This window comes from Flavobacterium sp. (assembly GCF_049318325.1).
In the GTDB taxonomy this organism is placed as follows: domain Bacteria; phylum Bacteroidota; class Bacteroidia; order Flavobacteriales; family Flavobacteriaceae; genus Flavobacterium.
Map to the genome: position 1 here is coordinate 18,179 of NZ_JBMOGQ010000005.1, position 22,561 is coordinate 40,739.

21 protein-coding genes are annotated in these 22,561 nt (G+C 33.4%); 8 read left to right on the plus strand and 13 right to left on the minus strand.

Annotated features, from left to right (window positions below; translation table 11 throughout):
• Positions 1–2: 2 nt before the first annotated feature.
• Complete coding sequence (locus ACOYLP_RS01320; protein WP_422854369.1) at positions 3–662, minus strand: ABC transporter ATP-binding protein; 660 nt, start codon at positions 660–662, stop codon at positions 3–5.
• Between the two features lie 145 nt (positions 663–807).
• Here ACOYLP_RS01320 and folE point away from each other — a divergent pair, with 145 nt between their 5' ends.
• Positions 808–1,479, plus strand: a complete 672-nt coding sequence (folE, locus tag ACOYLP_RS01325; RefSeq protein ID WP_422854370.1) for a GTP cyclohydrolase I FolE — start codon at positions 808–810, stop codon at positions 1,477–1,479.
• 45 nt (positions 1,480–1,524) lie between these two features.
• On the opposite strand, the gene ACOYLP_RS01330 is transcribed toward folE, so the two are convergent.
• The 4 genes from ACOYLP_RS01330 to ACOYLP_RS01345 form a co-directional block, all read right to left on the minus strand.
• Positions 1,525–1,845, minus strand: coding sequence for a DUF6787 family protein (locus ACOYLP_RS01330; RefSeq protein WP_422854371.1), 321 nt, complete (start codon positions 1,843–1,845; stop codon positions 1,525–1,527).
• A gap of 214 nt (positions 1,846–2,059) precedes the next feature.
• Positions 2,060–3,022, minus strand: coding sequence for a D-2-hydroxyacid dehydrogenase (locus tag ACOYLP_RS01335; protein WP_422854372.1), 963 nt, complete (start codon positions 3,020–3,022; stop codon positions 2,060–2,062).
• A 164-nt stretch (positions 3,023–3,186) separates the two neighbouring features.
• Entirely contained in the window at positions 3,187–4,281 is a 1,095-nt protein-coding gene (gene serC, locus ACOYLP_RS01340; RefSeq protein WP_422854373.1) for a 3-phosphoserine/phosphohydroxythreonine transaminase, read from the minus strand.
• Between the two features lie 228 nt (positions 4,282–4,509).
• The gene (locus ACOYLP_RS01345) at positions 4,510–5,580 is read right to left on the minus strand and encodes an acyl-CoA reductase (RefSeq protein ID WP_422854374.1); all 1,071 of its coding nucleotides are present in this window, start codon (positions 5,578–5,580) and stop codon (positions 4,510–4,512) included.
• 159 nt (positions 5,581–5,739) lie between these two features.
• Here ACOYLP_RS01345 and ACOYLP_RS01350 point away from each other — a divergent pair, with 159 nt between their 5' ends.
• The 6 genes from ACOYLP_RS01350 to ACOYLP_RS01375 all read left to right on the plus strand — a co-directional run bounded on the left by ACOYLP_RS01350 (position 5,740) and on the right by ACOYLP_RS01375 (position 15,130).
• Positions 5,740–6,090 (plus strand): 4Fe-4S dicluster domain-containing protein, encoded by a 351-nt coding sequence (locus ACOYLP_RS01350; protein ID WP_422854375.1) that lies wholly within the window; start codon positions 5,740–5,742, stop codon positions 6,088–6,090.
• Between the two features lie 345 nt (positions 6,091–6,435).
• Positions 6,436–7,530: a redox-regulated ATPase YchF gene (gene ychF, locus ACOYLP_RS01355; protein WP_422854376.1), complete on the plus strand. Its 1,095-nt coding sequence runs from the start codon at positions 6,436–6,438 to the stop codon at positions 7,528–7,530.
• 125 nt (positions 7,531–7,655) lie between these two features.
• Positions 7,656–8,795, plus strand: coding sequence for an FIST signal transduction protein (locus ACOYLP_RS01360; RefSeq protein WP_422854377.1), 1,140 nt, complete (start codon positions 7,656–7,658; stop codon positions 8,793–8,795).
• A 14-nt stretch (positions 8,796–8,809) separates the two neighbouring features.
• Complete coding sequence (locus ACOYLP_RS01365) at positions 8,810–10,339, plus strand: ATP-binding protein (protein ID WP_422854378.1); 1,530 nt, start codon at positions 8,810–8,812, stop codon at positions 10,337–10,339.
• 181 nt (positions 10,340–10,520) lie between these two features.
• Positions 10,521–12,377 carry a DNA topoisomerase IV subunit B gene (locus ACOYLP_RS01370; RefSeq protein WP_422854379.1) on the plus strand — a complete coding sequence of 619 codons (1,857 nt, stop codon included), beginning with the start codon at positions 10,521–10,523 and terminating at the stop codon, positions 12,375–12,377.
• Between the two features lie 41 nt (positions 12,378–12,418).
• On the plus strand, positions 12,419–15,130 hold the full coding sequence (locus ACOYLP_RS01375) for a DNA gyrase/topoisomerase IV subunit A (RefSeq protein ID WP_422854380.1): 2,712 nt from the start codon (positions 12,419–12,421) through the stop codon (positions 15,128–15,130).
• 107 nt (positions 15,131–15,237) lie between these two features.
• Here the strand turns inward: ACOYLP_RS01375 and ACOYLP_RS01380 are convergent, their stop codons facing one another.
• The 7 genes from ACOYLP_RS01380 to ACOYLP_RS01410 form a co-directional block, all read right to left on the minus strand.
• Complete coding sequence (locus ACOYLP_RS01380; RefSeq protein ID WP_422854381.1) at positions 15,238–16,098, minus strand: TerC family protein; 861 nt, start codon at positions 16,096–16,098, stop codon at positions 15,238–15,240.
• Positions 16,099–16,222: 124 nt separating this feature from the next.
• Positions 16,223–16,594, minus strand: a complete 372-nt coding sequence (locus tag ACOYLP_RS01385) for a DNA topoisomerase IV (RefSeq protein WP_422854382.1) — start codon at positions 16,592–16,594, stop codon at positions 16,223–16,225.
• 16 nt (positions 16,595–16,610) lie between these two features.
• A complete protein-coding gene (locus tag ACOYLP_RS01390) occupies positions 16,611–16,838 on the minus strand; it encodes a DUF6095 family protein (protein ID WP_422854383.1) in 228 nt (75 codons plus the stop codon).
• 1 nt (position 16,839) lies between these two features.
• Positions 16,840–17,325 (minus strand): hypothetical protein, encoded by a 486-nt coding sequence (locus tag ACOYLP_RS01395; RefSeq protein WP_422854384.1) that lies wholly within the window; start codon positions 17,323–17,325, stop codon positions 16,840–16,842.
• Positions 17,326–17,395: 70 nt separating this feature from the next.
• Positions 17,396–18,208 carry an N-acetylmuramic acid 6-phosphate etherase gene (gene murQ, locus ACOYLP_RS01400; RefSeq protein ID WP_422854385.1) on the minus strand — a complete coding sequence of 271 codons (813 nt, stop codon included), beginning with the start codon at positions 18,206–18,208 and terminating at the stop codon, positions 17,396–17,398.
• A 41-nt stretch (positions 18,209–18,249) separates the two neighbouring features.
• A complete protein-coding gene (locus ACOYLP_RS01405; protein WP_422854386.1) occupies positions 18,250–18,918 on the minus strand; it encodes a ZIP family metal transporter in 669 nt (222 codons plus the stop codon).
• A 69-nt stretch (positions 18,919–18,987) separates the two neighbouring features.
• Positions 18,988–19,752: a class I SAM-dependent methyltransferase gene (locus ACOYLP_RS01410; RefSeq protein WP_422854387.1), complete on the minus strand. Its 765-nt coding sequence runs from the start codon at positions 19,750–19,752 to the stop codon at positions 18,988–18,990.
• A gap of 88 nt (positions 19,753–19,840) precedes the next feature.
• On the opposite strand from ACOYLP_RS01410, the gene ACOYLP_RS01415 reads away from it, so the two are divergent.
• A complete protein-coding gene (locus ACOYLP_RS01415; RefSeq protein ID WP_422854388.1) occupies positions 19,841–21,004 on the plus strand; it encodes a THUMP domain-containing class I SAM-dependent RNA methyltransferase in 1,164 nt (387 codons plus the stop codon).
• Position 21,005: 1 nt separating this feature from the next.
• On the opposite strand, the gene ACOYLP_RS01420 is transcribed toward ACOYLP_RS01415, so the two are convergent.
• Positions 21,006–22,561, minus strand: a 1,556-nt coding sequence (locus ACOYLP_RS01420; protein WP_422854389.1) for a redoxin domain-containing protein, incomplete at its 5' end; no start/stop codon positions are given.

Genomic DNA, 22,561 nt, shown 5'->3' on the forward strand with positions numbered 1-22,561 from the left:
TGTTAAACAATTAGTCCGTCTTTCATAACCAGTTTTCTGTCAGCCATATTGGCAAAAACTTCGTTGTGAGTAACAATGACAAAAGTTTGTCCAAATTCATCTCTCAGTTTAAAAAACAATTGATGTAGGTTTTCTGCAGAAGCGGTGTCTAAGTTTCCCGAAGGTTCATCGGCAAAAATAACATTAGGCTTGTTTATCAAAGCTCTCGCAACTGATACACGTTGTTGTTCGCCACCAGAAAGTTCATTGGGTTTGTGATGTATTCTATCTGATAAACCTAGATAATCTAATAATTTTTTGGCTTCCTTTTCTGTTGTAGTTTTGTCATTTCCGCCAATAAAGGCTGGAATACATACATTTTCCAATGCAGTAAATTCGGGTAACAATTGATGAAATTGAAAGATAAAACCCAAATGTTTATTTCTAAATTTAGATAATGCATTGTCTTTCATCAACAATACATTCTGATTGTTTAACTCAAGAGATGTATTGTCGTTTTTTTTAGGAATATCCAAAGTGCCTAATATTTGCAACAAGGTAGTTTTTCCAGCTCCTGATGATCCAACAATAGAAACTATTTCACCTTGTTTTATATGCAAATCAACGCCTTTTAAAACATGTAAATTATCGTAGTATTTGTGGATGTTTTTAGCAATAATCATGGAATTAATTTTTCACAAAGTAACAAAGTATTTTTATTTATTAGAGCGTGTAGATTTATTTATCCAAGAATATTTAAAAAAGTTTTTTAAATTAAATTGTTTTGTTTAATTAAATTGTATATTTGTTAAACAAAAAATATTTCTTATGAACAAAACCATTGAAAAAGAATTATTTGAATTGATAGGCGACAATCATCAAATGACTTCTGCAGAAACACCAATGCGACCAGACGCATTCATCAAAACAGATCAGCAAAAGATGTCTACCATCGAGAAACATTTTCACATTATTATGGAGGAAATGGGTTTAGACATGACAGATGATAGCTTAAAAGGAACGTCGCATCGGGTTGCCAAAATGTTTATTCAGGAAATATTTTCCGGTTTAAATCCCGCAAACAAACCTAAAATTTCTGTTTTTGAAAACTCATATCATTATGACAAAATGTTGGTCGAAGCTAATATTAGCTTCAATTCAACTTGTGAACATCATTTTTTACCAATAATTGGTAAGGCCCATATAGGTTATGTTTCAAGCGGAAAAGTTATAGGTTTATCTAAATTAAACCGTATTGTAGATTACTATTCTAGAAGACCACAAGTTCAAGAACGATTGATTATGCAAATTTTTAACGAATTGAAGTCAGTATTAGATACTCAGGATGTTATTGTAGTTATGGAAGCTAAACACTTATGTGTTTCAAGTAGAGGAATAAAAGATGAAAGTAGTTTTACTTCAACTATACAATATGGAGGAATCTTTAACGAAAAAGAAAATAGAAATGATTTCTTTAATTTAATTCAACAAGAAAAATAAAAGTTTTTTATTGGTTAGAGAATTTTTATATCTGAAAATCCCAATTTATTTGGGATTTTCTTTTTTAGGTAATAAAAAACCCAAACCACAACTTTTCAGCATTTTCTTTTCGAAAGCCCAAAAAAATGTAAATTGACCAAATATAAATCCGTAAGCAACCAACAATACTTGATAAATTGGAAAAATTAGTAAGATGTATAGTGGATAATATTCCCAAGCTGAAACGCTATCTTTACTGATGCCAAAAGTTAAAAGTATTGGTTTTGATAGATATGCAGCACTGGAACCAGTAATTGCAAATACCAAAATGATGACAAATAACTGCCAGTTTGATTTAATATTCCAACGTTCTTTAAAATTTGCCATTTATTCTAAAAGTTGTACAAAGCTACTTAATTTATGGTCTTGGAGCAAATTGCCCAACTGTTGTTTGTTGGTAATTAAAAGTATTGAGATTACAATCATTTTCACAACTGTTTACTTGGTATAAAATTACTATAATCAAAGTCTGATTTTTTTATTTTAACATATAAAAAACCACGCTTTTAGCGTGGTTTATATAAATAGTATGTATATAAAATTATACTTTCTCAGATTTCAATAAACTGATTACTTGTTCTGCTAATTCAGTTCCGATTCGGTCTTGTGCCTCCAAAGTAGCAGCACCAATATGAGGAGTTAAAGAGATTTTCGGATGCATTAATATTTTGATTTCCGGACTAGGTTCATTTTCAAAAACATCTAATCCGGCAAATAATACTTTTTCTGAATCTAAAGCTTCAATCAACGTCACTTCATCAATTACACCTCCACGAGCACAATTGACAATACCAACACCATCTTTCATCTGCAAAAATTCCGATGCACCAATCACATAACCGTCTTGAGCAGGAACGTGAAGTGTAATAAAATCAGAGTGTTTGAAAACGTCTTCCATTGGTTCTGTTTCAAACTCAACATTTATGAATTGACCATTATAAAAATCTACTTTAACTACAGCTTTATCCACAAATTTATCGGCAGCAATTACTTTCATTCCAAGACCCAGAGCCATTTTAGCTACAGCCTGACCAATACGACCAAAACCTATAATTCCCAACGTTTTGCCACGTAATTCAATTCCGTTAGCGTAGGCTTTTTTCAAACCATCAAAGTTGGTATCGCCTTCCAAAGGCATATTTCTGTTTGCATCCTGCAAGAAACGAACACCGGTAAACAAATGTGCAAATACCAATTCGGCCACACTTTCGGAAGAGGAAGCCGGTGTATTAATAACATGAATACCTTTTTCACGTGCATAATCAACATCTATATTATCCATTCCAACCCCACCGCGACCGATTATTTTTAGACTTGGACAATTGTCAATAATATCTTTACGCACTTTGGTTGCGCTTCTAACGATGATTACTGAAACTTTATGTTCATTGATATAATTGGCAACTTGTTCTTGTGCAACCTTGGTTGTTATCACTTCAAATCCACCTTTTTCTAATGCTTTAATTCCGCTTTTAGAAATTCCATCATTGGCTAATACCTTCATTTTTTATGCTGAATTTATTTCAGCATCTTTCGATGCTCATTATTATTAAATTATTTTCTAGGAGCTCATCCCGCTATCCGTTTCAATCTTTTTTGTTTATTACTTATATCATTCCGACGAAGGAGGAATCTCAAAAAAAGGATTTCCACTACTATCGGGGCTAATTATTTTGCTAACTGCGACTTAACACTGACTACTTCCTGAAGTTGTTTCATCACATCTACTAAAACCTGAACGCTTTCTAATGGAAGTGCATTATACATAGAAGCTCTATAACCGCCAACAGAACGGTGACCAGGAATTCCTGAAATTCCAGCTTCCCTCCACATTTTATCAAAAGTCTCCTGATTTTTTTCATCAACCAATAAGAATGTGGCATTCATATTACTTCTATCTTTTTTATCAGCTGTTCCAATGAATAATGGATTTCTATCAATTTCGGAGTAAAGTAAGTTGGCTTTCGCTTCGTTTATTTTATCAATTGCTGCGATTCCCCCCATTTTTTTCAACCATTGCAAAGTCAGAAGACAAGTATACACTGAAAACACAGCAGGTGTATTGTACATACTTTCCGCTTTGATATGTTTCTCGTAATCCAAAATACTCGGAATTGCTCTACCTGATTTACCTAAGATTTCTTCTTTTACAATAACCAAAGTTGTTCCAGCAGCACCCATATTTTTTTGAGCACCGGCATAAATCAAATCAAATTGAGTAAAATCTAAACTTCTGGAGAAGATATCTGAACTCATATCACAAACTACAGGTATATCTGTTTTTGGAAACGATTTCATTTGGGTTCCAAAAATTGTATTGTTGCTCGTACAATGGAAATAGCTTGCATCGCCTGGAATTGAATAATCAGTAGGAATATGATTGTAGTTTTGCTCTTTTGATGAAGCAACAACAACTGTTTCTCCAAATAGTTTGGCTTCTTTAATTGCATTATTCGCCCAGGTTCCGGTATCTAAATAGGCTGATTTTCCGTCAACTTTCATTAAATTATATGGAACCATCAAGAACTCTAAACTTGCTCCACCTTGAAGAAACAGCGCCTGATATCCTTTTCCTTCCAACCCCAAAAGTTCTAAAGCCAACGCTCTTGCTTCATCCATTACGGTAACAAAGTCCTTACTTCTATGCGAAATTTCAAGAATAGATAAACCGGAATTATTAAAATTTAAAACGGCTTGCGCTGATTTTTCAAATACTTCTTGTGGCAAAATACATGGACCAGCACTGTAATTATGTTTTTTCATGGTGACAGTTTTCTAATAAAATGAGTTGCAAATTTCGTAAACACCTTTTTAAAAAACATTTAGAAATTGGTTATATTAGGACGATGTTATTAACGAAAACGATATAGTTTATAACATTTTACACTAAGAGGAATCTCGAGATTTTAGGTCGAACTGTATGTTCCAAAGCGGAATAAAATCCCACTAGACTTAAACTATTTGAACTTAGTTCAAACAATAATTTGTTTTTTACAAAGAAAATAAAAACCGTATGGTATCCACATTATCAGCATAATCCCAAAGTTTTGGTTGTTGAGTTTGACCAAAAGAGATCGAATTTGGAATCAAATTATTAGAAACAATGCACTGTATTTGGTCGGATTCTATTTCTAACCGTTTTTGTAAATCCTCAATGTTATCATAATATTCATAAAACAAAGAAGAAATAGGAGAGGAAAAGCTAGCGTCTTCTTTTAGCGTCAGAAATTCATTATCGAGTAATTTAAAATTACTCATCAGAAAAACCGCTTTGTTATAATCATAGTTGTTAGAATACTTTTCATAAAAAATAACATCTTTATATTCATAGATTGCTTTAAAGAAAGCATCGAAATTATAATCTTTTGGCACAAATAATTTTGAAACATTGCGACATCCCAATCCAAAATATCTAAAGATATCTTCACCCAAGCCCATCAAATCTTCGTGCGATTCATTTCCATTTAAAACCGCTACCGAGTTTCTATTTTTTCTAATAATACTAGGTTTGTCTTTAAAATAAAATTCAAAATAACGAGCGGTATTGTTGCTTCCGGTTGCTATGATAGCATCAAAATTTTCTAGTTTCCCATCGGTGAATGAAATATAATTTGATAATTCTGGTTCAATACTGATCAAATAATTTGCTAAAAACGCTATAAGATGCTGGTCATTTGAAGATGCTTTTACCAACACTTTATGTCCGGTGATTAATACCGAAAGAAAATCGTGAAACCCAACTAAAGGAATGTTTCCTGCCAGAATCAAACCGATAGTTTTTACCGCTTTGTCACCCTGAGCGTAGTCGATGTGATAAGCTGATAACCATTTATTAATATTGTCTTCTCGTAAAGCTTTCGCCCAAGACTCAACAGCAAAATAAACTTGCTCTGGTGTGAACCAACCATTATGTGATTGAGAAAGTGATAGCAAGTCTTTGAATTTTTCAAAATACAAATCATTATGAAGCACATCAGTGCGATGGTTCTGTTCGTTCAACGTAAATTGACTTAAAAACTTTCCTAATTCAACAAAAGACAATTTTGTGTTAATAGAATTCATTTAGATTTGTTTATAAAGGGTTTTGATTGTAATTTTGCGCAAAAATAAGGCTAATTTACTCGAAAGTCAAAAGTCGAAAGTCAAAAGATGCAAATCGCTTTACTTTTATGTTCTTTTGTAATTTAAGACTTTAAGCTTTCTAACTTTAAGACTAAAGATATGGCAATCATAATAACTGACGAATGTATAAACTGTGGTGCGTGTGAACCGGAGTGCCCAAATACTGCAATATATGAAGGCGCAGATGATTGGAGATATAAAGAAGGAACCAAACTTAGAGGAAAAGTAATTTTACCTGATGGAACTGAAGTTGATTCAGATGCTGCACAAACTCCTATTTCTGATGACATCTATTATATAGTTCCTGGAAAATGTACCGAATGTAAAGGATTTCATGAGGAACCTCAATGCGCTGCTGTTTGTCCAGTTGATTGTTGTGTTCCTGATGATAATCATGTTGAAAGCGAAGAAACACTTCTCAATAGGCAAGCATTCCTCCATAATGAATAATCATAAAACCTGAGCGCAAACTCAGGTTTTTTTATGTTCATTTAGATTGAAATTTAGTTAGAACTTGGAGTTAAGTCTTTATTTAAGCCAATCTAAGAAGCATCATAATGAATAACTATTCCGTATTTATTGATTAAAAATAATATCAAATAATTAAATTTAGTTTAAAGTGTAATATTTTAAATGATTTTAGTGTCGTATAAATAATTCCAATAACGAATTTAAAAACAATATAAACCTTATATTTGCGCACTTTTTATGAATAATTATTAATAAAACAACTTACTATCACGATGAAATGCTTTAGCATTACATACTATCGATAAAAGCAAATATTCAAGAATTATGAAAGCAGGAATTGTAGGATTACCAAATGTTGGAAAATCAACTCTTTTTAATTGTTTGTCAAATGCAAAAGCGCAAAGTGCCAATTTTCCATTTTGTACTATTGAACCAAACATTGGTGTGGTAAATGTTCCTGATCCAAGAATAAACAGATTGGAAGAATTAGTAAAACCGGAACGTGTTCAGATGGCAACTGTAGATATTGTTGATATTGCCGGTTTGGTAAAAGGAGCAAGTAAAGGAGAAGGTCTAGGAAATCAATTCCTGGCAAACATTAGAGAATGTAATGCAATAATTCATGTTTTACGTTGTTTTGATAATGATAATATAGTGCATGTTGATGGTAATGTAAATCCTATTAGAGACAAAGAAACAATCGATATTGAATTACAATTAAAGGATTTAGAAACGGTTGAAAAACGATTAGAAAAAGTAAATAGAGCTGCCAAAACAGGTAATAAAGAAGCTCAAGTGGAAAAAGCCTTTTTAGATAGAATTCGTGAAGCTTTACTGCAAGCAAAATCAGCTAGAACAGTGCTTCCTCAAAATGCTGACGAAGAAGCTTTAATGGAAGATTTTCAATTAATTACTACCAAACCAGTACTTTATGTATGTAATGTTGATGAAAGTGCAGCTGTTAATGGAAATAAATATGTTGACCAAGTTCGTGAATTAGTAAAAGACGAAGAGGCAGAAGTAATCATTTTATCGGTTGGGGCAGAAGCAGATATCACCGAATTAGAAAGCTATGAAGAACGTCAGGTTTTTCTTGAAGATATGGGATTAACAGAGCCCGGTTCAGCCGTTTTGATTAGAGCTGCATATAAATTACTAAAACAACAAACCTACTTTACTGCGGGTGTAAAAGAAGTTAGAGCATGGACAATCAACATCGGCGATACTGCTCCAAAAGCGGCCGGAGTTATTCACACCGATTTTGAAAAAGGATTTATCCGTGCTGAAGTTATTTCTTACGAAGATTTCTCCAATTATGGTTCTGAAGCCAAAGTGAAAGAAGCAGGTAAACTAAGGGTAGAAGGAAAAGAATATATAGTAAAAGATGGCGATGTGATGCATTTTAGATTTAATGTTTAGATTATTATTAAGTTAGGATTATTTTTAAAAAAAAGAATACATAAATTACAAATAAATTTTAGTAATTTTTGTTTTTTGTTAAATTATTTTTAGTTCATTTATAATCTTAAAAAATACCTACTAATATGAAACTACAACAAATTTTGATTGATGATCAAAGTGAAAATCAAATTATTTCTACATCACCTGATTTTAATGCTACAAAAGCAAATCTCGTTTTAGCTTTTGGAGAGAGAGAGTTACTTGAATGCTCTCAACCTTATAGAAAATTAAGAGAATTATATTCTGAAGCACAAATTGTTATTTGTTCTACTTCAGGACAGATCTCTAATTTTAACTTAGTTGAAAACAAGATTGTTTCCACTGCAATAGAATTTGAAAAATCAACAATAAAAACTGTAGAAATTGACCTTTTAAAAAATAAAAATATCGAAGAATTAGGTCTTGTAGTAAAAAACGAACTTTTCAATGATAACTTAAAATTATTAGTGGTTTTATCGGAAGGTAGTTACGTTAACGGTACTGAATTAGTAAACGAGTTAGGAAAGCAATCAAATTATTCACTTCCTATTTTTGGAGGTCTTGCAGGCGATAGGGTTGCATTTCTAAAAACTATTGTAGGTCTAAATAAGGAAGCTGAAGAAGGTAAAGTTGTAGTTATTGGTCTTTACGGGGATGCAATAAATTTTAGTTCGGGTTGTGAAGGTGGTTGGACTGATTACGGTCCCGAAAGAGAAGTGACACTTTCGGAAAAGAATGTGTTATATAAAATAGGAGATCGTTATGCCTTAGATATTTATAAAGAATACTTGGGTAAATATGCAGATGATTTGCCTAGTTCAGCTTTGTATTTTCCGCTTTCTATGAAAGAAAACAAAGATTCTTCACCAGTTGTAAGAACAATTTTATCAATAGACGAAAAAACTAAATCAATGACCTTCGCCGGAAATATTCCTCAAGGTTCTTTTGTGAGATTAATGAAAGGTAATTTCGATAAACTTATCGATGCTTCATATAGTGCAGCTTCCGCGGCTTTTTCGAGCCATACTAAGGATCCGGAACTAGCTCTTATTGTAAGTTGTGTTGGAAGAAAGATTGTTTTGGGAAATCGAGTTGAAGAAGAATTTGAAGCCGTTAAGGAAGTTTCAGGAAACACACTTCTTTGTGGATTTTATTCTTATGGTGAAATTTCACCCATTAAAAATCATGAATTTTGTGAATTACATAATCAAACTATAGCCATTTTGACTATTAGCGAAAGCTAAATCTATTTCTGTTTATGACAAACAATAATTTAAATAGAAATTTAAATAGACAAATCAATAAATATTTATCTGATGATATTATTAAATATAATCCATCAATTCAAAAATTCATTGAGGTTGTAAGTCAAACCTATGAAAATTACGAAAAGGATGCTGAATTGTTCGAGCAATCTATTCGATTAAATGATTTAGAATTTAATAAAATTAATGCCGAAATTAAAGATCAATTAGAGAAAAATAAGAAGATACAGTCTGAATTAATTCAAGCTATCAAATTATTGAGTAATAATGAAAGTGTCATAGGATTAGGGGATGATAATCTGACTGAATTGCTGCAAATCCTGCATAACGAAATTGACTTAAAAAAAGAATTTGAGAGTCAATTGTTTGATGCTAAATTATATGCGGAAAAAGCAAACGAAGCTAAATCCGATTTTCTATCCATAATGAGCCATGAGATTCGAACTCCATTAAATGCAATTATCGGAATGATTTACATTATGGAAAAAGAAAATTTATTACCAGGTTTTCAAGAAAACATTCAAGTTTTAAAGCATTCATCTCATAATTTATATCTGCTTATTAATGACATTTTAGATTTTAATAAAATAGAAGCTGGTAAAATTGAGTTAGAAAATATTCCCTTTGACTTAAAAGAATTAATCACGCAAATTAGTAAGTCATTACAAGTTAATGCAGAAGAGAATTCTAACAAAATTGAAATAGAATTTGATGAAAATTTCAATAAAAATATTATCAGCGACCCTTTGCGATTAGGGCAAATTATAACTAATCTAGTTTCAAATGCTATTAAGTTTACTAAAGGTGGTGTTGTTAAAATAAAAGTAGACCATATAGAAACAAGTAAAAACAATACTAAATTTAGAATTCAAGTTATTGATAACGGAATAGGTATTGAATTAGATAAATTCAATCAAATTTTTCAAAAATTTGAACAAGCTGAAAAAACAACTACTAGGAAGTTTGGCGGGACAGGTTTAGGGTTGGTCATTTCAAAAAAACTATTACAATTATTAGATTCCGATATTGAATTAGAAAGTGAAATTGGCAAAGGTTCTAATTTTAGTTTTGTTTTAAATTTACCATACTATACTAATAGTGAGGATTTAAAAAATGATGTTTTATACCACGACTACATAGAAGAGAATCTAGAAGGGTTAAGAGTGCTTTTGGTTGAGGATAATTTGATAAATGTAAAAGTGGCAGAAAAGATTCTCTCTCAATGGAATGTTAAAGTTGATGTGGCTTTAAATGGTTTATTAGCTACAGAAAAATATGAACCTGGAAAATACGATATAATTTTAATGGATTTGGCCATGCCCGTAATGGATGGTTATGAAGCAACCATTAATATCAGATTAAAAGATGTTTCTATACCAATTATTGCTTTAACGGCATCTGCATCTTATGGGTATTTAGAGAAAGCCGCACTTCTTGGCATTAATGAATACATTCTAAAACCTTTTAATCCAAAAGAATTAAATCTTAAATTAAGAAAGCATTTTAAGAACATTTTAGATTAAATTAAAGACTTAGTTTTCTTTATTTAATTGGATTATTTGCTTAGTTCTATCGTTAATATCATTCTTAATAACTTTGGTAATAATCATTTTTAAAATACTATGATTTGCATATATTAGCACCACACGAGACCTACGCAAAAATATAGGCCGAATAGAATGATGTTAATTCGATAAATCTAAAATGCAAGAGCCAAATCAATATACCGAAGACAATATTCGTTCACTAGACTGGAAAGAACACATCCGGATGCGACCTGGGATGTACATCGGAAAACTCGGTGATGGTTCTTCTCCCGATGATGGAATCTACATTCTTCTTAAGGAAACAATCGACAACTGTATCGATGAGTTTGTAATGGGAGCTGGAAAAGTAATCGAAGTTACCATCAAAGACAAAATGGTTACCGTGCGCGACTATGGTCGTGGAATTCCATTAGGGAAAGTGGTTGACGTGGTTTCCAAAATGAATACAGGTGGAAAATACGACTCTAAAGCTTTTAAGAAATCCGTTGGTTTGAATGGAGTCGGTACCAAAGCCGTTAATGCGCTGTCAAATTATTTCCGTGTTGAATCAGTTCGTGACAACCAACAAAAAGCGGCTGAGTTTTCCGCCGGAAATTTAACCATTGAAGAAGAGGTAGTCGAATCCACTAAACGAAGAGGAACAAAAGTTTCTTTCGTTGCCGATGAAACGATTTTCAAGAACTATAAATACAGAAATGAGTACATCATCAAGATGCTCAAAAATTATTGTTACTTAAATCGCGGTTTAACAATTTATTATAATGGTGAAAAATACCTCTCCGAATTTGGATTAAAAGATTTATTAGAAGAAACGATTACAGAAGAGGATATGCAATATCCGGTGATTCACTTAGAAGGTGATGATATCGAAATTGCTTTAACACACAGTAAATCGCAATACTCAGAAGAATATCATTCGTTTGTAAATGGTCAAAACACCACACAAGGAGGTACGCACTTAGGAGCTTTTCGTGAAGCGATTGTCAAAACCATAAAAGAGTTTTATAACAAACCTTTTGAAGCTTCTGATATTCGTAAATCTATTGTATCAGCTGTTGCAGTAAAAGTGGAAGAACCTGTTTTTGAAAGTCAAACGAAAACCAAATTAGGCTCTACAGATATTGGTCCGAAAGGGCCATCGGTGCGCACGTTTGTTAATGATTTTATCAAAACTAAACTCGATAACTATTTACATAAAAACCCGGAAGTTGCTGATTTATTATTGCGCAAAATTCTACAAGCCGAACGCGAGCGTAAAGAACTTTCAGGAATTCGTAAACTGGCAAAAGACAGAGCCAAGAAATCAAGTTTACACAATAAAAAACTGCGCGATTGCAGGGTACATTTAACCGATGCCAAAAACCCGAGAAGTTTAGAGAGTACGCTTTTTATCACTGAGGGAGATTCGGCTTCTGGTTCCATTACCAAAAGTCGTGATGTAAATACACAAGCGGTTTTTAGTTTACGTGGAAAGCCTTTGAATTCTTATGGAATGTCAAAGAAAATTGTATACGAAAACGAAGAGTTTAATTTACTCCAAGCTGCTTTAGATATTGAAGAAGATATGGGCGATTTACGTTATAATAATATCGTAATCGCTACTGATGCTGATGTCGATGGAATGCACATTCGATTGCTTTTGATTACATTCTTCTTGCAGTTTTTTCCTGAGTTGATTAAGGACGGACATTTATATATTTTACAAACGCCATTATTCCGTGTGCGAAATAAGAAGGAAACCATCTATTGCTATTCAGATCAGGAACGTATTGATGCCATAGAAAAACTAAAACCAAAACCGGAAATTACGCGATTCAAAGGATTGGGAGAAATATCACCTGATGAGTTCAAACATTTTATTGGTGAAAGCATAAGACTTGATCCTGTAATGTTAGACAAAGCCACATCAATAGAAACCTTATTAGAATTTTACATGGGTAAAAATACTCCGGACAGACAGGTTTTTATTATCAATAATTTGAAAGTGGAATTGGATGTGGTGGATAAGAATTAAAAAAATACGAATTACGAATTAGTATTGAATAATCTGCATAAATGAAAGACGACGAAGACGACGACATTATCCCAAACGAAGAAGAGAACGACAACATCCAATCGTCAGAAGATACTTTTGAAGAAGGTTTCGAAGACCTCAAGTCTTCGGGAGATCATTTTTACGACCAAGATGAAAACAATCCGGAAGATACCATTACCAAAGTTACCGGAATGTACAAGGATTGGTTTCTCGATTATGCTTCCTATGTAATTCTCGAGCGAGCTGTTCCTGCTATTGAAGACGGTTTCAAACCGGTGCAGCGTCGCATTATGCACTCGATGAAAGAATTGGATGATGGTCGATATAACAAAGTCGCGAACATTGTTGGGCACACTATGCAATATCATCCTCACGGAGATGCCAGTATTGGTGACGCGATGGTGCAAATCGGGCAGAAGGATTTAATTATCGATATGCAAGGAAACTGGGGAAACATTCTCACTGGCGATAGTGCAGCTGCTTCTCGTTATATTGAAGCACGAATTTCTAAGTTAGGCCACGATATTTTATATTCTCCAAAAATCACCCAATGGGGAATGTCCTATGACGGTCGACGTGCGGAACCCATAAATCTTCCAGTTAAGTTTCCGTTGCTCTTAGCACAAGGTGCTGAGGGAATTGCCGTTGGTTTATCAACGAAAGTGTTACCACACAATTATAACGAATTGATAGATTGTTCTATTAAAGTTCTAAAGAACAAACCATTTACACTTTATCCTGATTTTCCAACAGCTGGAATTGCCGATGTTTCTAATTACAATGATGGACTTCGCGGTGGGCGAGTTCGTGTTCGTGCTAAAATAGGTCAATTAGATAAACAAACCTTGGTAATTACCCAAATTCCTTTTTCAACCAATACTTCAACACTAATTGATAGTATATTAAAAGCCAATGAGAAAGGAAAAATAAAAGTTAAAAAAATAGAAGACAATACGGCTGCCGAAGTAGAGATATTAATTCATCTTCCACCTGGTGTTTCTCCTGATAAAACCATTGATGCGTTGTACGCTTTTACCGCTTGCGAAACCTCAGTTTCACCTTTAGGCTGTGTGATTGAGAATCACAGACCATTGTTTATTGGCGTTTCAGAAATGTTGAAAATATCAACAAAACGAACCGTTGAATTGCTCAAACGAGAACTCGAAATTCAGTTAGACGAACTTGAAAACAAATGGCATTTTGCTACACTCGAAAAGATTTTCATTCGAGAAGAAATGTATATCGACTTCAAATTATACTCTGATAGAGAAGCGCTTTACGTCTATATGTATGAACGATTCAAACCATTTTTGAAATCATTCGTACGAGAAATAAATGATGACGATTTGCAAAAACTGACTCAGATTCCGATGATTCGTATTACGCGTTTCGATTCTGATAAGGCAGATGATGCGATTTCCAAATTGGAAGCCGAAATGGAAGAAGTGAAACATCATCTAAATAATATCATTGACTTTGCTATCGACTTTTTCCAAAAGCTAAAAGACAAATATGGAAAAGGACGTGAACGACAAACGGAACTTAGAAGTTTTGACAATATCGAAGCCACTAAAGTAGTTTTAAGAAACACTAAACTCTATGTTAACAAAGAAGAAGGTTTCTTTGGAACTGGTTTGAAGAAAGATGAATATGTTGCCGATTGTTCCGATATTGATGATGTGATTGTTTTCTTGCGCGATGGAAAAATGATGATTTCTAAAGTAGATGACAAGAAGTTTGTGGGTAAAGACATTATTCACATTGCAGTTTTTGATAAGAACGACAAACGTACCATTTACAACATGATTTATCGTGACGGAAAAAATGGCTCGACTTTCATCAAGCGTTTTAATGTTTCAGGAGTTACACGAGATAAGTTTTACGATTTGACTCAGGAAAAAGCCGGTTCGCAAGTATTGTATTTTTCACATAATCCAAATGGTGAAGCCGAAGTTATTACGGTTTTACTGCGTCAGGTAGGAAGTATTAAAAAACTGAAATGGGATTTAGATTTTGCTGATATTGCTATTAAAGGAAGAGCTTCGCGTGGCAATACTGTAACCAAATATCCAATTAAGAAAATCGAATTAAAGGAAAAAGGAATTTCGACTTTGCGCCCGAGAAAAGTTTGGTTTGATGATACGGTGCAACGTTTGAATGTAGATGGAAGAGGTGAGTTATTAGGTGAATTCAGGCCAAACGATAGATTGTTACTTATCAATCAGTCAGGAAAACTAAAAACTATTATTCCGGAACTTACCACGCATTTTGATGAAGATATCGTGGTGATGGAAAAGTGGAATCCAAACAAACCTATTTCTGCGATTTATTACGACGGAGATAAAGAGCGTTATTTTATTAAGCGTTTCTTAGTCGAAAATGAAAACAAAGAAGAAATATTTATCACCGAACACGAAAAATCCCAATTAGAAATCGTTTCAACTGATTGGCGACCAATGGCTGAAATTATTTATGCCAAAGTAAAAGGTGTACAGAAAGACAATCAGACAATAAACCTCGAAGAATTCATTGCGGTAAAAGGAATTAAAGCATTAGGAAATCAACTAACAACTGATAAACTGAAACAGGTGAATTTGTTAGAGCCATTACCATATGAAGAACCGGAACCGGAGCAGTCTGAAGAAATAGAAGGAACAGAAGAAACCGAAATGTCTGATGATATTCAAACAGAAACGGGAGATGATGGGCAGATAACGTTGTCTTTAGAATAACATTCTTGTCATTTTTGCTAATGCGTAAATACAAAACTATCCAAACTGAGCGGGAAAGACAAATGAAAACAAAAACTCCTCTCGTAATTGAGAGGAGTTTTTAATTTTTAATCCGTAATATCAGTATTTGTCAAATCCTTATCAATTATTTTATTGTTATGAAGCTTGACAGGTTTTTTGGTTTTCTTCATTCTCAGATTCAGGAATTCAACGAACAAGGAGAAGAAAATTGAAAAGTATAAATATCCTTTTGGAATACTAGTCACTTCTACATCATTGCCAAATCGGAAATGTGCTAAATGCGAACCTTCTGCTAAAAGCATTACTCCAATAAGTATTAAGAACGACAAACCCAAAATTTGTATCGTTGGATGCTCGTTTACAAATTTGGAAACTGGACCAGCAAAAACCATCATGATAATTATAGAAATAACAACGGATAAAATCATGATAATCAAGGCACCTTCATAGCCAAAACCACCTTCTATAGGTTCTTTCATACTAACCATTCCAACGGCTGTTAATATACTATCAAACGAAAAAACTATGTTTAATAATGCAATTTGAATGATGGCTTTCGACAAACTATTACTTGCTTTTCCGGTTGTTCCTTCTTCTTCTCCCTCAAGTTTGTGGTGAATTTCAGAAACAGATTTGTATAACAAGAATAATCCACCACCAAAAATAATTAAGCTTTGCCCTGTAACATGTGCTTGAAAAAAAGCACCTAAATCAATTGAAAATAGCGTGTCTTGCAAACTTAAAACCCAAGTTATTCCGAACAATAAAATTATTCTAAAAACCATTGCTAATAAAAGACCAATGCGTCGTGCTTTCGGTTGGTCTTCCGTATTTAATTTTCCGGAAACTATAGAAAGGAAGACAATGTTATCAATTCCGAGGATGATTTCCAAAAAGGTTAATGTTAATAGTGCAAGTAATGCATTTGGCGTAAATAAGATATCCATTTTATTATTTTAGTTTTATTTTCTTCGGTTGTTGATTCGCTCTAGTCGCTACGAACCATACAATTGATTCGACAATTCGCAAAAGCATCGTGTCGTCTGCGTCCTGGATTTCGGTTAAATTTTGTTATTCGAGTTTTGTTACTATGCCACGTTGTTTATTATTACTTCCCACAAAGGCGTATTCAAAAGTATAGCTATTCTTTTCAGTAAACAAGATTTTCATGCTGATAGCCTTTTGTTCTTTCATGTTTTTGGGATGTAGTTTTTGTAAAATAAATTCGCAATCATTTACCCAACGCACAGAAGCCGTATCAGTTTTTCCATTATAAGTCTCGATTTGTAGTTTTTCAGTTCGGATAAAAGTAGACGTATTTTTTTTACCATCAATATTTTGTGTGAATTCAAACTTTCCGGTTCTGAAATCTTTGCAGTTGCGTTCGTGGTTGTTGCAGGAAACTAGTAAAATTGTAAGTAGGAGCATTGATAATTTTTTCATGCTTTCTATGTAGATATTATTTATCATGATTAAAAAGTGAATCTGTTAACATTTTTATTCCTTTGAACATAAAATAGACAGCTAAAAAACAGAACATAATTCCAAAAGCTAAAACCAAATAATGCCACACATTGTGTTTATTGATAAAAGCATTATAAATCAAGCTTGGACCAATGAACATCAGAGGCAAGGCGTATAGCAAATATTTGATGGCTTTGTCTAAAAGTTTTTTATTGATGGGCATTTTAAAATTTTATTTGAATTCCGATACCGTTTTGATTTGCCAAAGCGTTTAAGTCAAAATCAGTCGAACCCGAATCTTTGAGTTCATCGTTATAGGTTTTAACTGCTTCTTCCATTTTTTTTGCTCTTCCTGAAAGTATTGGAATAGATATAGCTACAGCACTTAAACCTGCATAGGTTAAGGCTGTTGGATATTTTACATCTGAGAATAAGCCAACAGCTAAATCAATAACACAAACAGTTGCTCCTAAACCGAAAAGTGTTCCACCAAGAGTTTCTTTTGTTTTTGCTTTTTTGTAGAGATTTAATGAATGAATATTAGAAGCAAAAACCTTTTTCATCTGATAGCTTGGAATTTGAGTTCCATCAATATAAAATCTTCCTTTTTCTAATTTAATTTCTTTAGAAGGCTCTTTTCCCAATGTAAGTCCTTGCGAAAATGCTGTAAATCCAATTAATAATGTAAATGCAAGAAGTAATTTTTTCATTGTATATTTCTTTTAAACACAGATTTTACAGAATACTGCAAATTTTCTGTGCCAATCTGTAAATCTGAGTTTATTTATTGTAATTATCAACTGCTTTTCTAACGCTGCCAAATTCTTTTAGTAATTCAGCCGCTTTTTCATAGCTAATCGGAATTTCACTCATAATCATTTTCACCCCGCGATCCACAAGTTTGTCGTTGCTCAATTGCATATCCACCATTTTGTTGCCTTTGACTTTTCCTAGCTGAATCATTGTTGTGGTAGAAATCATGTTTAAAACTAATTTCTGAGCCGTACCGGCTTTCATTCGAGAACTTCCAGTTACGAATTCAGGACCAACAACTACTACTATGGGAAACTTTGCAGTCAAGGCTATCGGACTTCCTTCGTTGCAGGTGATGCAACCCGTCAAAATATTTTTTGAATTGCATTTTTCTAATCCACCAATAACATAAGGAGTTGTTCCCGAAGCAGCTATACCAATAACGACATCATTAGTTGTCACACCATGTTCTTGTAAATCAATCCAGGCCTGAAGTTTGTCGTCTTCGGCATTTTCTACCGCACGGCGAATAGCTTTGTCTCCACCAGCTATAAGTCCGTTAACCAAATCAAACGGAACACCAAAGGTTGGCGGACATTCTGAGGCATCTACTATTCCCAATCTTCCCGAAGTTCCGGCGCCAATGTAGAAAAGTCGTCCACCGAGTTTCATTTTCTCGACAATTTTAGTAACTAAATCTTCAATTTGTGGTAATGATTTTTCTACAGTATGTGGAACGGTTTTATCTTCTTTATTGATATTGTATAACAAATCGGCTACCGACATTTTTTCTAAATGTTCATAATGTGAGGATTGTTCGGTGGTTTTGGTGAAAGACATTTTTGAGTTGCTAAGGTTCTGAGTTGCTAAGATACTGAGTTTTACAAAAAACTCGCCAATACAATTCCCAAAATAATCATCGAAACTTTAGCGATATTGAACTTATGTCCTTCGCTGCTTTCAAAGATAATGGTTGATGAAATGTGAAATAATATACCAATGACAACAGCGGTTATTTGAGTGTAGTATTCGTTAAGTATAGGAAAACTGTCGGAAACCAATGTGCCTAATGGCGTCATTATGGCAAACGTCAACATGAAAATGAAAAGCGCTACTTTATTCAACTGAGCATTCAGGAAAAATGTTGTTAAGATAATGGCAATAGGTAAGTGGTGAATAGCAATTCCGTAAGCCAAATCATGATGTCGTCCCACAGGAAAACCTTCTAATAAAGCGTGAATACACAAACTGATAAATAGTAACCAAGGCATTTGTGTGAGTTTGTCATGCCCGTGAACGTGACCGTGCTCGGCACCTTTGGAAAAGAACTCCAAAATAATTTGGAATAATATTCCACACATGATAAAAATCCCAACGCTATTTTTGTCACTTTCATATACATCGGGCAGCAAATGTATTACAGTTAACGATAGTAAAAACGAACCGCTAAATGCCAATAACAGTTTTAGATTTTGCTTTGCTTTTGGCTTAAGCAATACGGCAATTAAATAACCAATAAGTACTGACAGTAAAGGTAGTAAGTAATTCATTTGTTGTTTATTCGGTTATTTGATTATTTGGCTTTCAAATAACCAAATCTACAAATAACCATAACCACTTTATTTAAAAATCATTATTAAACGTTCACTTGTATTTTTGTGGAACTTCTTTAGTTTATAATCACCAAAAGTATCCAACAAATAAATCCCGGTTTCATTCATCATAGTTTGGAAATCTTCAAGTTTGTAAGCTCTAACTTTTTCTGTGAAGTGAAACTGTTCTCCCTTATCTTCGAAATCAATTTCTTTAATAATAAAACCATCTTTTAAAAAGCGCTTGATATGAAAAGTAATACAATCTACTTCTTTGGTTTCTTCTGGAATTAAATTGTCAATTACCACTTGTGAATTCATAAAATCAATCACTGCAAAACCATATTCTGAGAGGCTTTCTTTGATTGCTATCAAAGTTTTAATGTCATCTTCTTTGTTTTCAAAATAGCCAAAACTGGTAAATAAATTAAATATTGCATCAAACTTTTCATCATAAGGTTCTCGTTTGTCGTGCACCACGAAATGCAATGTGTCATTGCTATTCTTGCTAGCTTCTGCAATACTGTTTTCAGATAAATCAGCACCAACAACATCAAAACCTAATTGGTTTAAATAAATAGCATGTCTTCCTTTGCCACAAGCTAAATCCAAAACTTTTGCTTTTTCCGGCAAGTTTAAATAATGCGTAAGATTATCCATGAAAAGCTGAGCTTCACGGTAATTTCTGTCTTTGTATAGTATGTGATAATAAGGTGTGTCAAACCAGTCAGCATACCAAGTATTTATTTGTGGTTTGGCGTTTATTGTTTTTGGTTTTATCGCTTCTGACATTTATTCTTTTCAAATGAATTCTGAACGCGCAAATTTAATGTATTTTTGCTGATGAATTTCAAATTTAAAGTTTGAATTAAAATTGACCATGGAGAATTTTAAAATGATTGCTAAAACCTTTTTTGGTTTTGAAGAAATACTTGCCAAAGAATTACAACTATTAGGCGCACAAGAGGTTGAAATTGGAACGCGTGCAGTGAGTTTCAAAGGAGATAAAGGCTTTATGTATAAAGCCAATTTGTCTTTGCGAACCGCCTTAAAGATCTTAAAGCCTATCTACTATTTTAAAGCCACAAATGACCAAAATTTATACAAAGGTATACAAGGTATTGATTGGTCAAATTATATTGTTGAAAACCAAACTTTTGTAATTGACACAACAATTCATTCGGATAATTTCAAGCATTCGCAGTTTGTTTCCCAGAAAGCTAAAGACGCCATCGTTGACCAATTTCGTGAGAAAACTGGACAACGCCCAAGCATTGATAAAGATTTTCCCGATTTAAGAATTAATATCCACATTGACAGAGATCAGGTTTCTGTAGCGCTTGACACTTCGGGAGCTTCACTGCACCATCGTGGTTACAGGACAGCAACGAATATTGCACCAATTAATGAAGTTTTAGCTGCTGGAATGCTTTTGCTTTCGGGCTGGGATGGAAGCTCTGATTTTTTAGATCCAATGTGTGGTTCGGGAACATTATTAGCTGAAGCTGCCATGATTGCTTGTAATATTCCTGCAAATATCAACAAAAAAGAATTTGCTTTTGAAAAATGGGACGATTGGGATAACGATTTGTTTGATCAAATTATTGATGCATTAATGAAACGCACCAAAGAGTTTCACCATACTGTAATTGGTTACGACAAGGCGCCAAGCGCTGTTCAGAAGGCGAAAGACAATATTCGAAATGCCAATCTAGAAGACTATATAAGCATCATTCAAGGTGATTTTTTTGAAAGTAAAAAGGAAAACACTGGACCATTGCATATGGTTTTCAATCCGCCATATGGAGAACGTTTAACTATAGAGTTGGAACGTTTTTACAGAGAAATTGGAGATACGTTGAAGAATAAATATCCGAATACCAATGCTTGGTTTATCACAGCGAATTTGGAAGCTATGAAATTTGTCGGACTTCGACCTTCACGTAAAATAAAACTTTTTAACGGAAGTCTAGAAGCACGTTTGGTGAAGTACGAAATGTATGAAGGCAGCAGAAAAGGGAAGTATATTAACTCAGAAGAATAGCTTATTTTCCTTTTTTTGATTCATACTCTATAGCATTAATTATCGTTTTTAATTGATTGGCATCAATTCGTTTGGCTTTAATAACTTTATTTTTATCTAGTATGTAAGTTACCGGTGTGGAGTAAACATCATATTTTTCAACTGCATTGTTGTAGTGTGCTCCATCATAAACATTTATCCAAGGTAATTTGTGTTCATCAATATATTTCAAATACTTGTCGCCTTCGTGTTGCATATAAACACTAAATACTTTTATATCTTTCTTTTCTTTTAATAATTCATTATATTGTTCCAACAATACGGGAATTTCTTTTTGGCAATGACCACAATCAACATCCCAAAAAAGAAGGACTGTATAATCGGCTTTGACATCGCTTAACTTGACGTACATTTTAGAAACTTGATCAACATTTTTATAGTAAACATTGGTCATTTCTTCACTGTTTTTAGCATCTTCAAATCCCATAGCTTTCATCTTCGGGAAATCTTCAGCTCTAATCATAAATAAATCTTGGGCAGTAGCTCCAATTAATAAGGGTTTCAATTTATCAGCACGTTTGATGATTTTTTGTACCACATCTTCATCATCGTATATGCCATTTGCTTTTCCGGTTTTAAAATAGTTGTCAGACATATGCACAAAAACTTTGTCAAATCCCATAATTTTCGTGGTTTCATAGGTGTACGTAAAATGCGCCAATAGAAGTTTGTAGGTCAGACTTCCGGGTTTGGTTTTGTTCATGATTCTATCAATTTCAACACTAATAGAGTCGGGATGCATAACGACAACCGATTCGAAATATCTTTTTATTTTAGTGTTAAAAAATGGATTTCTAATAACACCGTCATCTTTGAAATCAACATTGTCCCAATAGTGTTTTCTGTAATAGTTGTATACCTGAATACTGTCAGGTCTTCCATTTGAAGCTTTTGGTATGTCTTTGAGTAGTTTTTCTGATTTCAAATTCATCACATCAGCAATATAAGTTCCTTTGTGATCGGCTATGAATTTCTCTTCAAAATCGTTAATGCTTTTTTCGATCTCTTTTTGTCTGCTGTTTAGTGCAAGTGTATCTTTTTTGGTAACTAATTTTACAGTTTGTTTGTAGGTCTGAAAGTCTTTGTTTTGTTGGTTTATATATTGCACATAGCTAAAGAAATCATTTTCCAATGGCGAATTAAGTGCTGTTAATTCTTTTCCAATATTAGGACTCGCTTCCGTTTTGAGTTCCAGTTTTTGGGTGTTATCATCTATGAAGAAATCAAAGTAGATGCTTTTGGCTTGGCTTACTAAAGAGTAAATTCCTTTATCGAGTTTTCCTTTTCCTTTAAAAACGATTTTCCCGTTTTCGATATTGGTACAGGTATCTTTGATTAACGTTTTGTCAAATTGGTAATAGGTAAGATACGCTAATGTATCAGGAGCATTCTTTAGATTGATGGTAATTTCATAACCCGATTGGGCAACGGTAAATAATGAAGAGAAACAAAAGATTGAAGTTACTAGTAATTTCTTCATAAACAAACTATATTTTCTTTTAAAGATTTCTTTGAAGA

Excerpts from the sequence above, each read along its gene's own strand:
- ACOYLP_RS01375 (WP_422854380.1), top strand. The coding sequence starts at position 12,419 with ATGAAAGACGACGAAGACGACGACATTATCCCAAACGAAGAAGAGAAC.
- ACOYLP_RS01380 (WP_422854381.1), bottom strand. The coding sequence starts at position 16,098 with ATGGATATCTTATTTACGCCAAATGCATTACTTGCACTATTAACATTA.
- ACOYLP_RS01330 (WP_422854371.1), bottom strand. The coding sequence starts at position 1,845 with ATGGCAAATTTTAAAGAACGTTGGAATATTAAATCAAACTGGCAGTTA.
- ACOYLP_RS01335 (WP_422854372.1), bottom strand. The coding sequence starts at position 3,022 with ATGAAGGTATTAGCCAATGATGGAATTTCTAAAAGCGGAATTAAAGCA.
- murQ (WP_422854385.1), bottom strand. The coding sequence starts at position 18,208 with ATGTCTTTCACCAAAACCACCGAACAATCCTCACATTATGAACATTTA.
- ACOYLP_RS01405 (WP_422854386.1), bottom strand. The coding sequence starts at position 18,918 with ATGAATTACTTACTACCTTTACTGTCAGTACTTATTGGTTATTTAATT.
- ACOYLP_RS01415 (WP_422854388.1), top strand. The coding sequence starts at position 19,841 with ATGGAGAATTTTAAAATGATTGCTAAAACCTTTTTTGGTTTTGAAGAA.
- folE (WP_422854370.1), top strand. The coding sequence starts at position 808 with ATGAACAAAACCATTGAAAAAGAATTATTTGAATTGATAGGCGACAAT.
- ACOYLP_RS01365 (WP_422854378.1), top strand. The coding sequence starts at position 8,810 with ATGACAAACAATAATTTAAATAGAAATTTAAATAGACAAATCAATAAA.
- ACOYLP_RS01395 (WP_422854384.1), bottom strand. The coding sequence starts at position 17,325 with ATGAAAAAATTACTTCTTGCATTTACATTATTAATTGGATTTACAGCA.
- ACOYLP_RS01360 (WP_422854377.1), top strand. The coding sequence starts at position 7,656 with ATGAAACTACAACAAATTTTGATTGATGATCAAAGTGAAAATCAAATT.
- ACOYLP_RS01345 (WP_422854374.1), bottom strand. The coding sequence starts at position 5,580 with ATGAATTCTATTAACACAAAATTGTCTTTTGTTGAATTAGGAAAGTTT.
- ACOYLP_RS01370 (WP_422854379.1), top strand. The coding sequence starts at position 10,521 with ATGCAAGAGCCAAATCAATATACCGAAGACAATATTCGTTCACTAGAC.
- ychF (WP_422854376.1), top strand. The coding sequence starts at position 6,436 with ATGAAAGCAGGAATTGTAGGATTACCAAATGTTGGAAAATCAACTCTT.
- ACOYLP_RS01350 (WP_422854375.1), top strand. The coding sequence starts at position 5,740 with ATGGCAATCATAATAACTGACGAATGTATAAACTGTGGTGCGTGTGAA.
- ACOYLP_RS01385 (WP_422854382.1), bottom strand. The coding sequence starts at position 16,594 with ATGAAAAAATTATCAATGCTCCTACTTACAATTTTACTAGTTTCCTGC.
- serC (WP_422854373.1), bottom strand. The coding sequence starts at position 4,281 with ATGAAAAAACATAATTACAGTGCTGGTCCATGTATTTTGCCACAAGAA.
- ACOYLP_RS01410 (WP_422854387.1), bottom strand. The coding sequence starts at position 19,752 with ATGTCAGAAGCGATAAAACCAAAAACAATAAACGCCAAACCACAAATA.
- ACOYLP_RS01320 (WP_422854369.1), bottom strand. The coding sequence starts at position 662 with ATGATTATTGCTAAAAACATCCACAAATACTACGATAATTTACATGTT.
- ACOYLP_RS01390 (WP_422854383.1), bottom strand. The coding sequence starts at position 16,838 with ATGCCCATCAATAAAAAACTTTTAGACAAAGCCATCAAATATTTGCTA.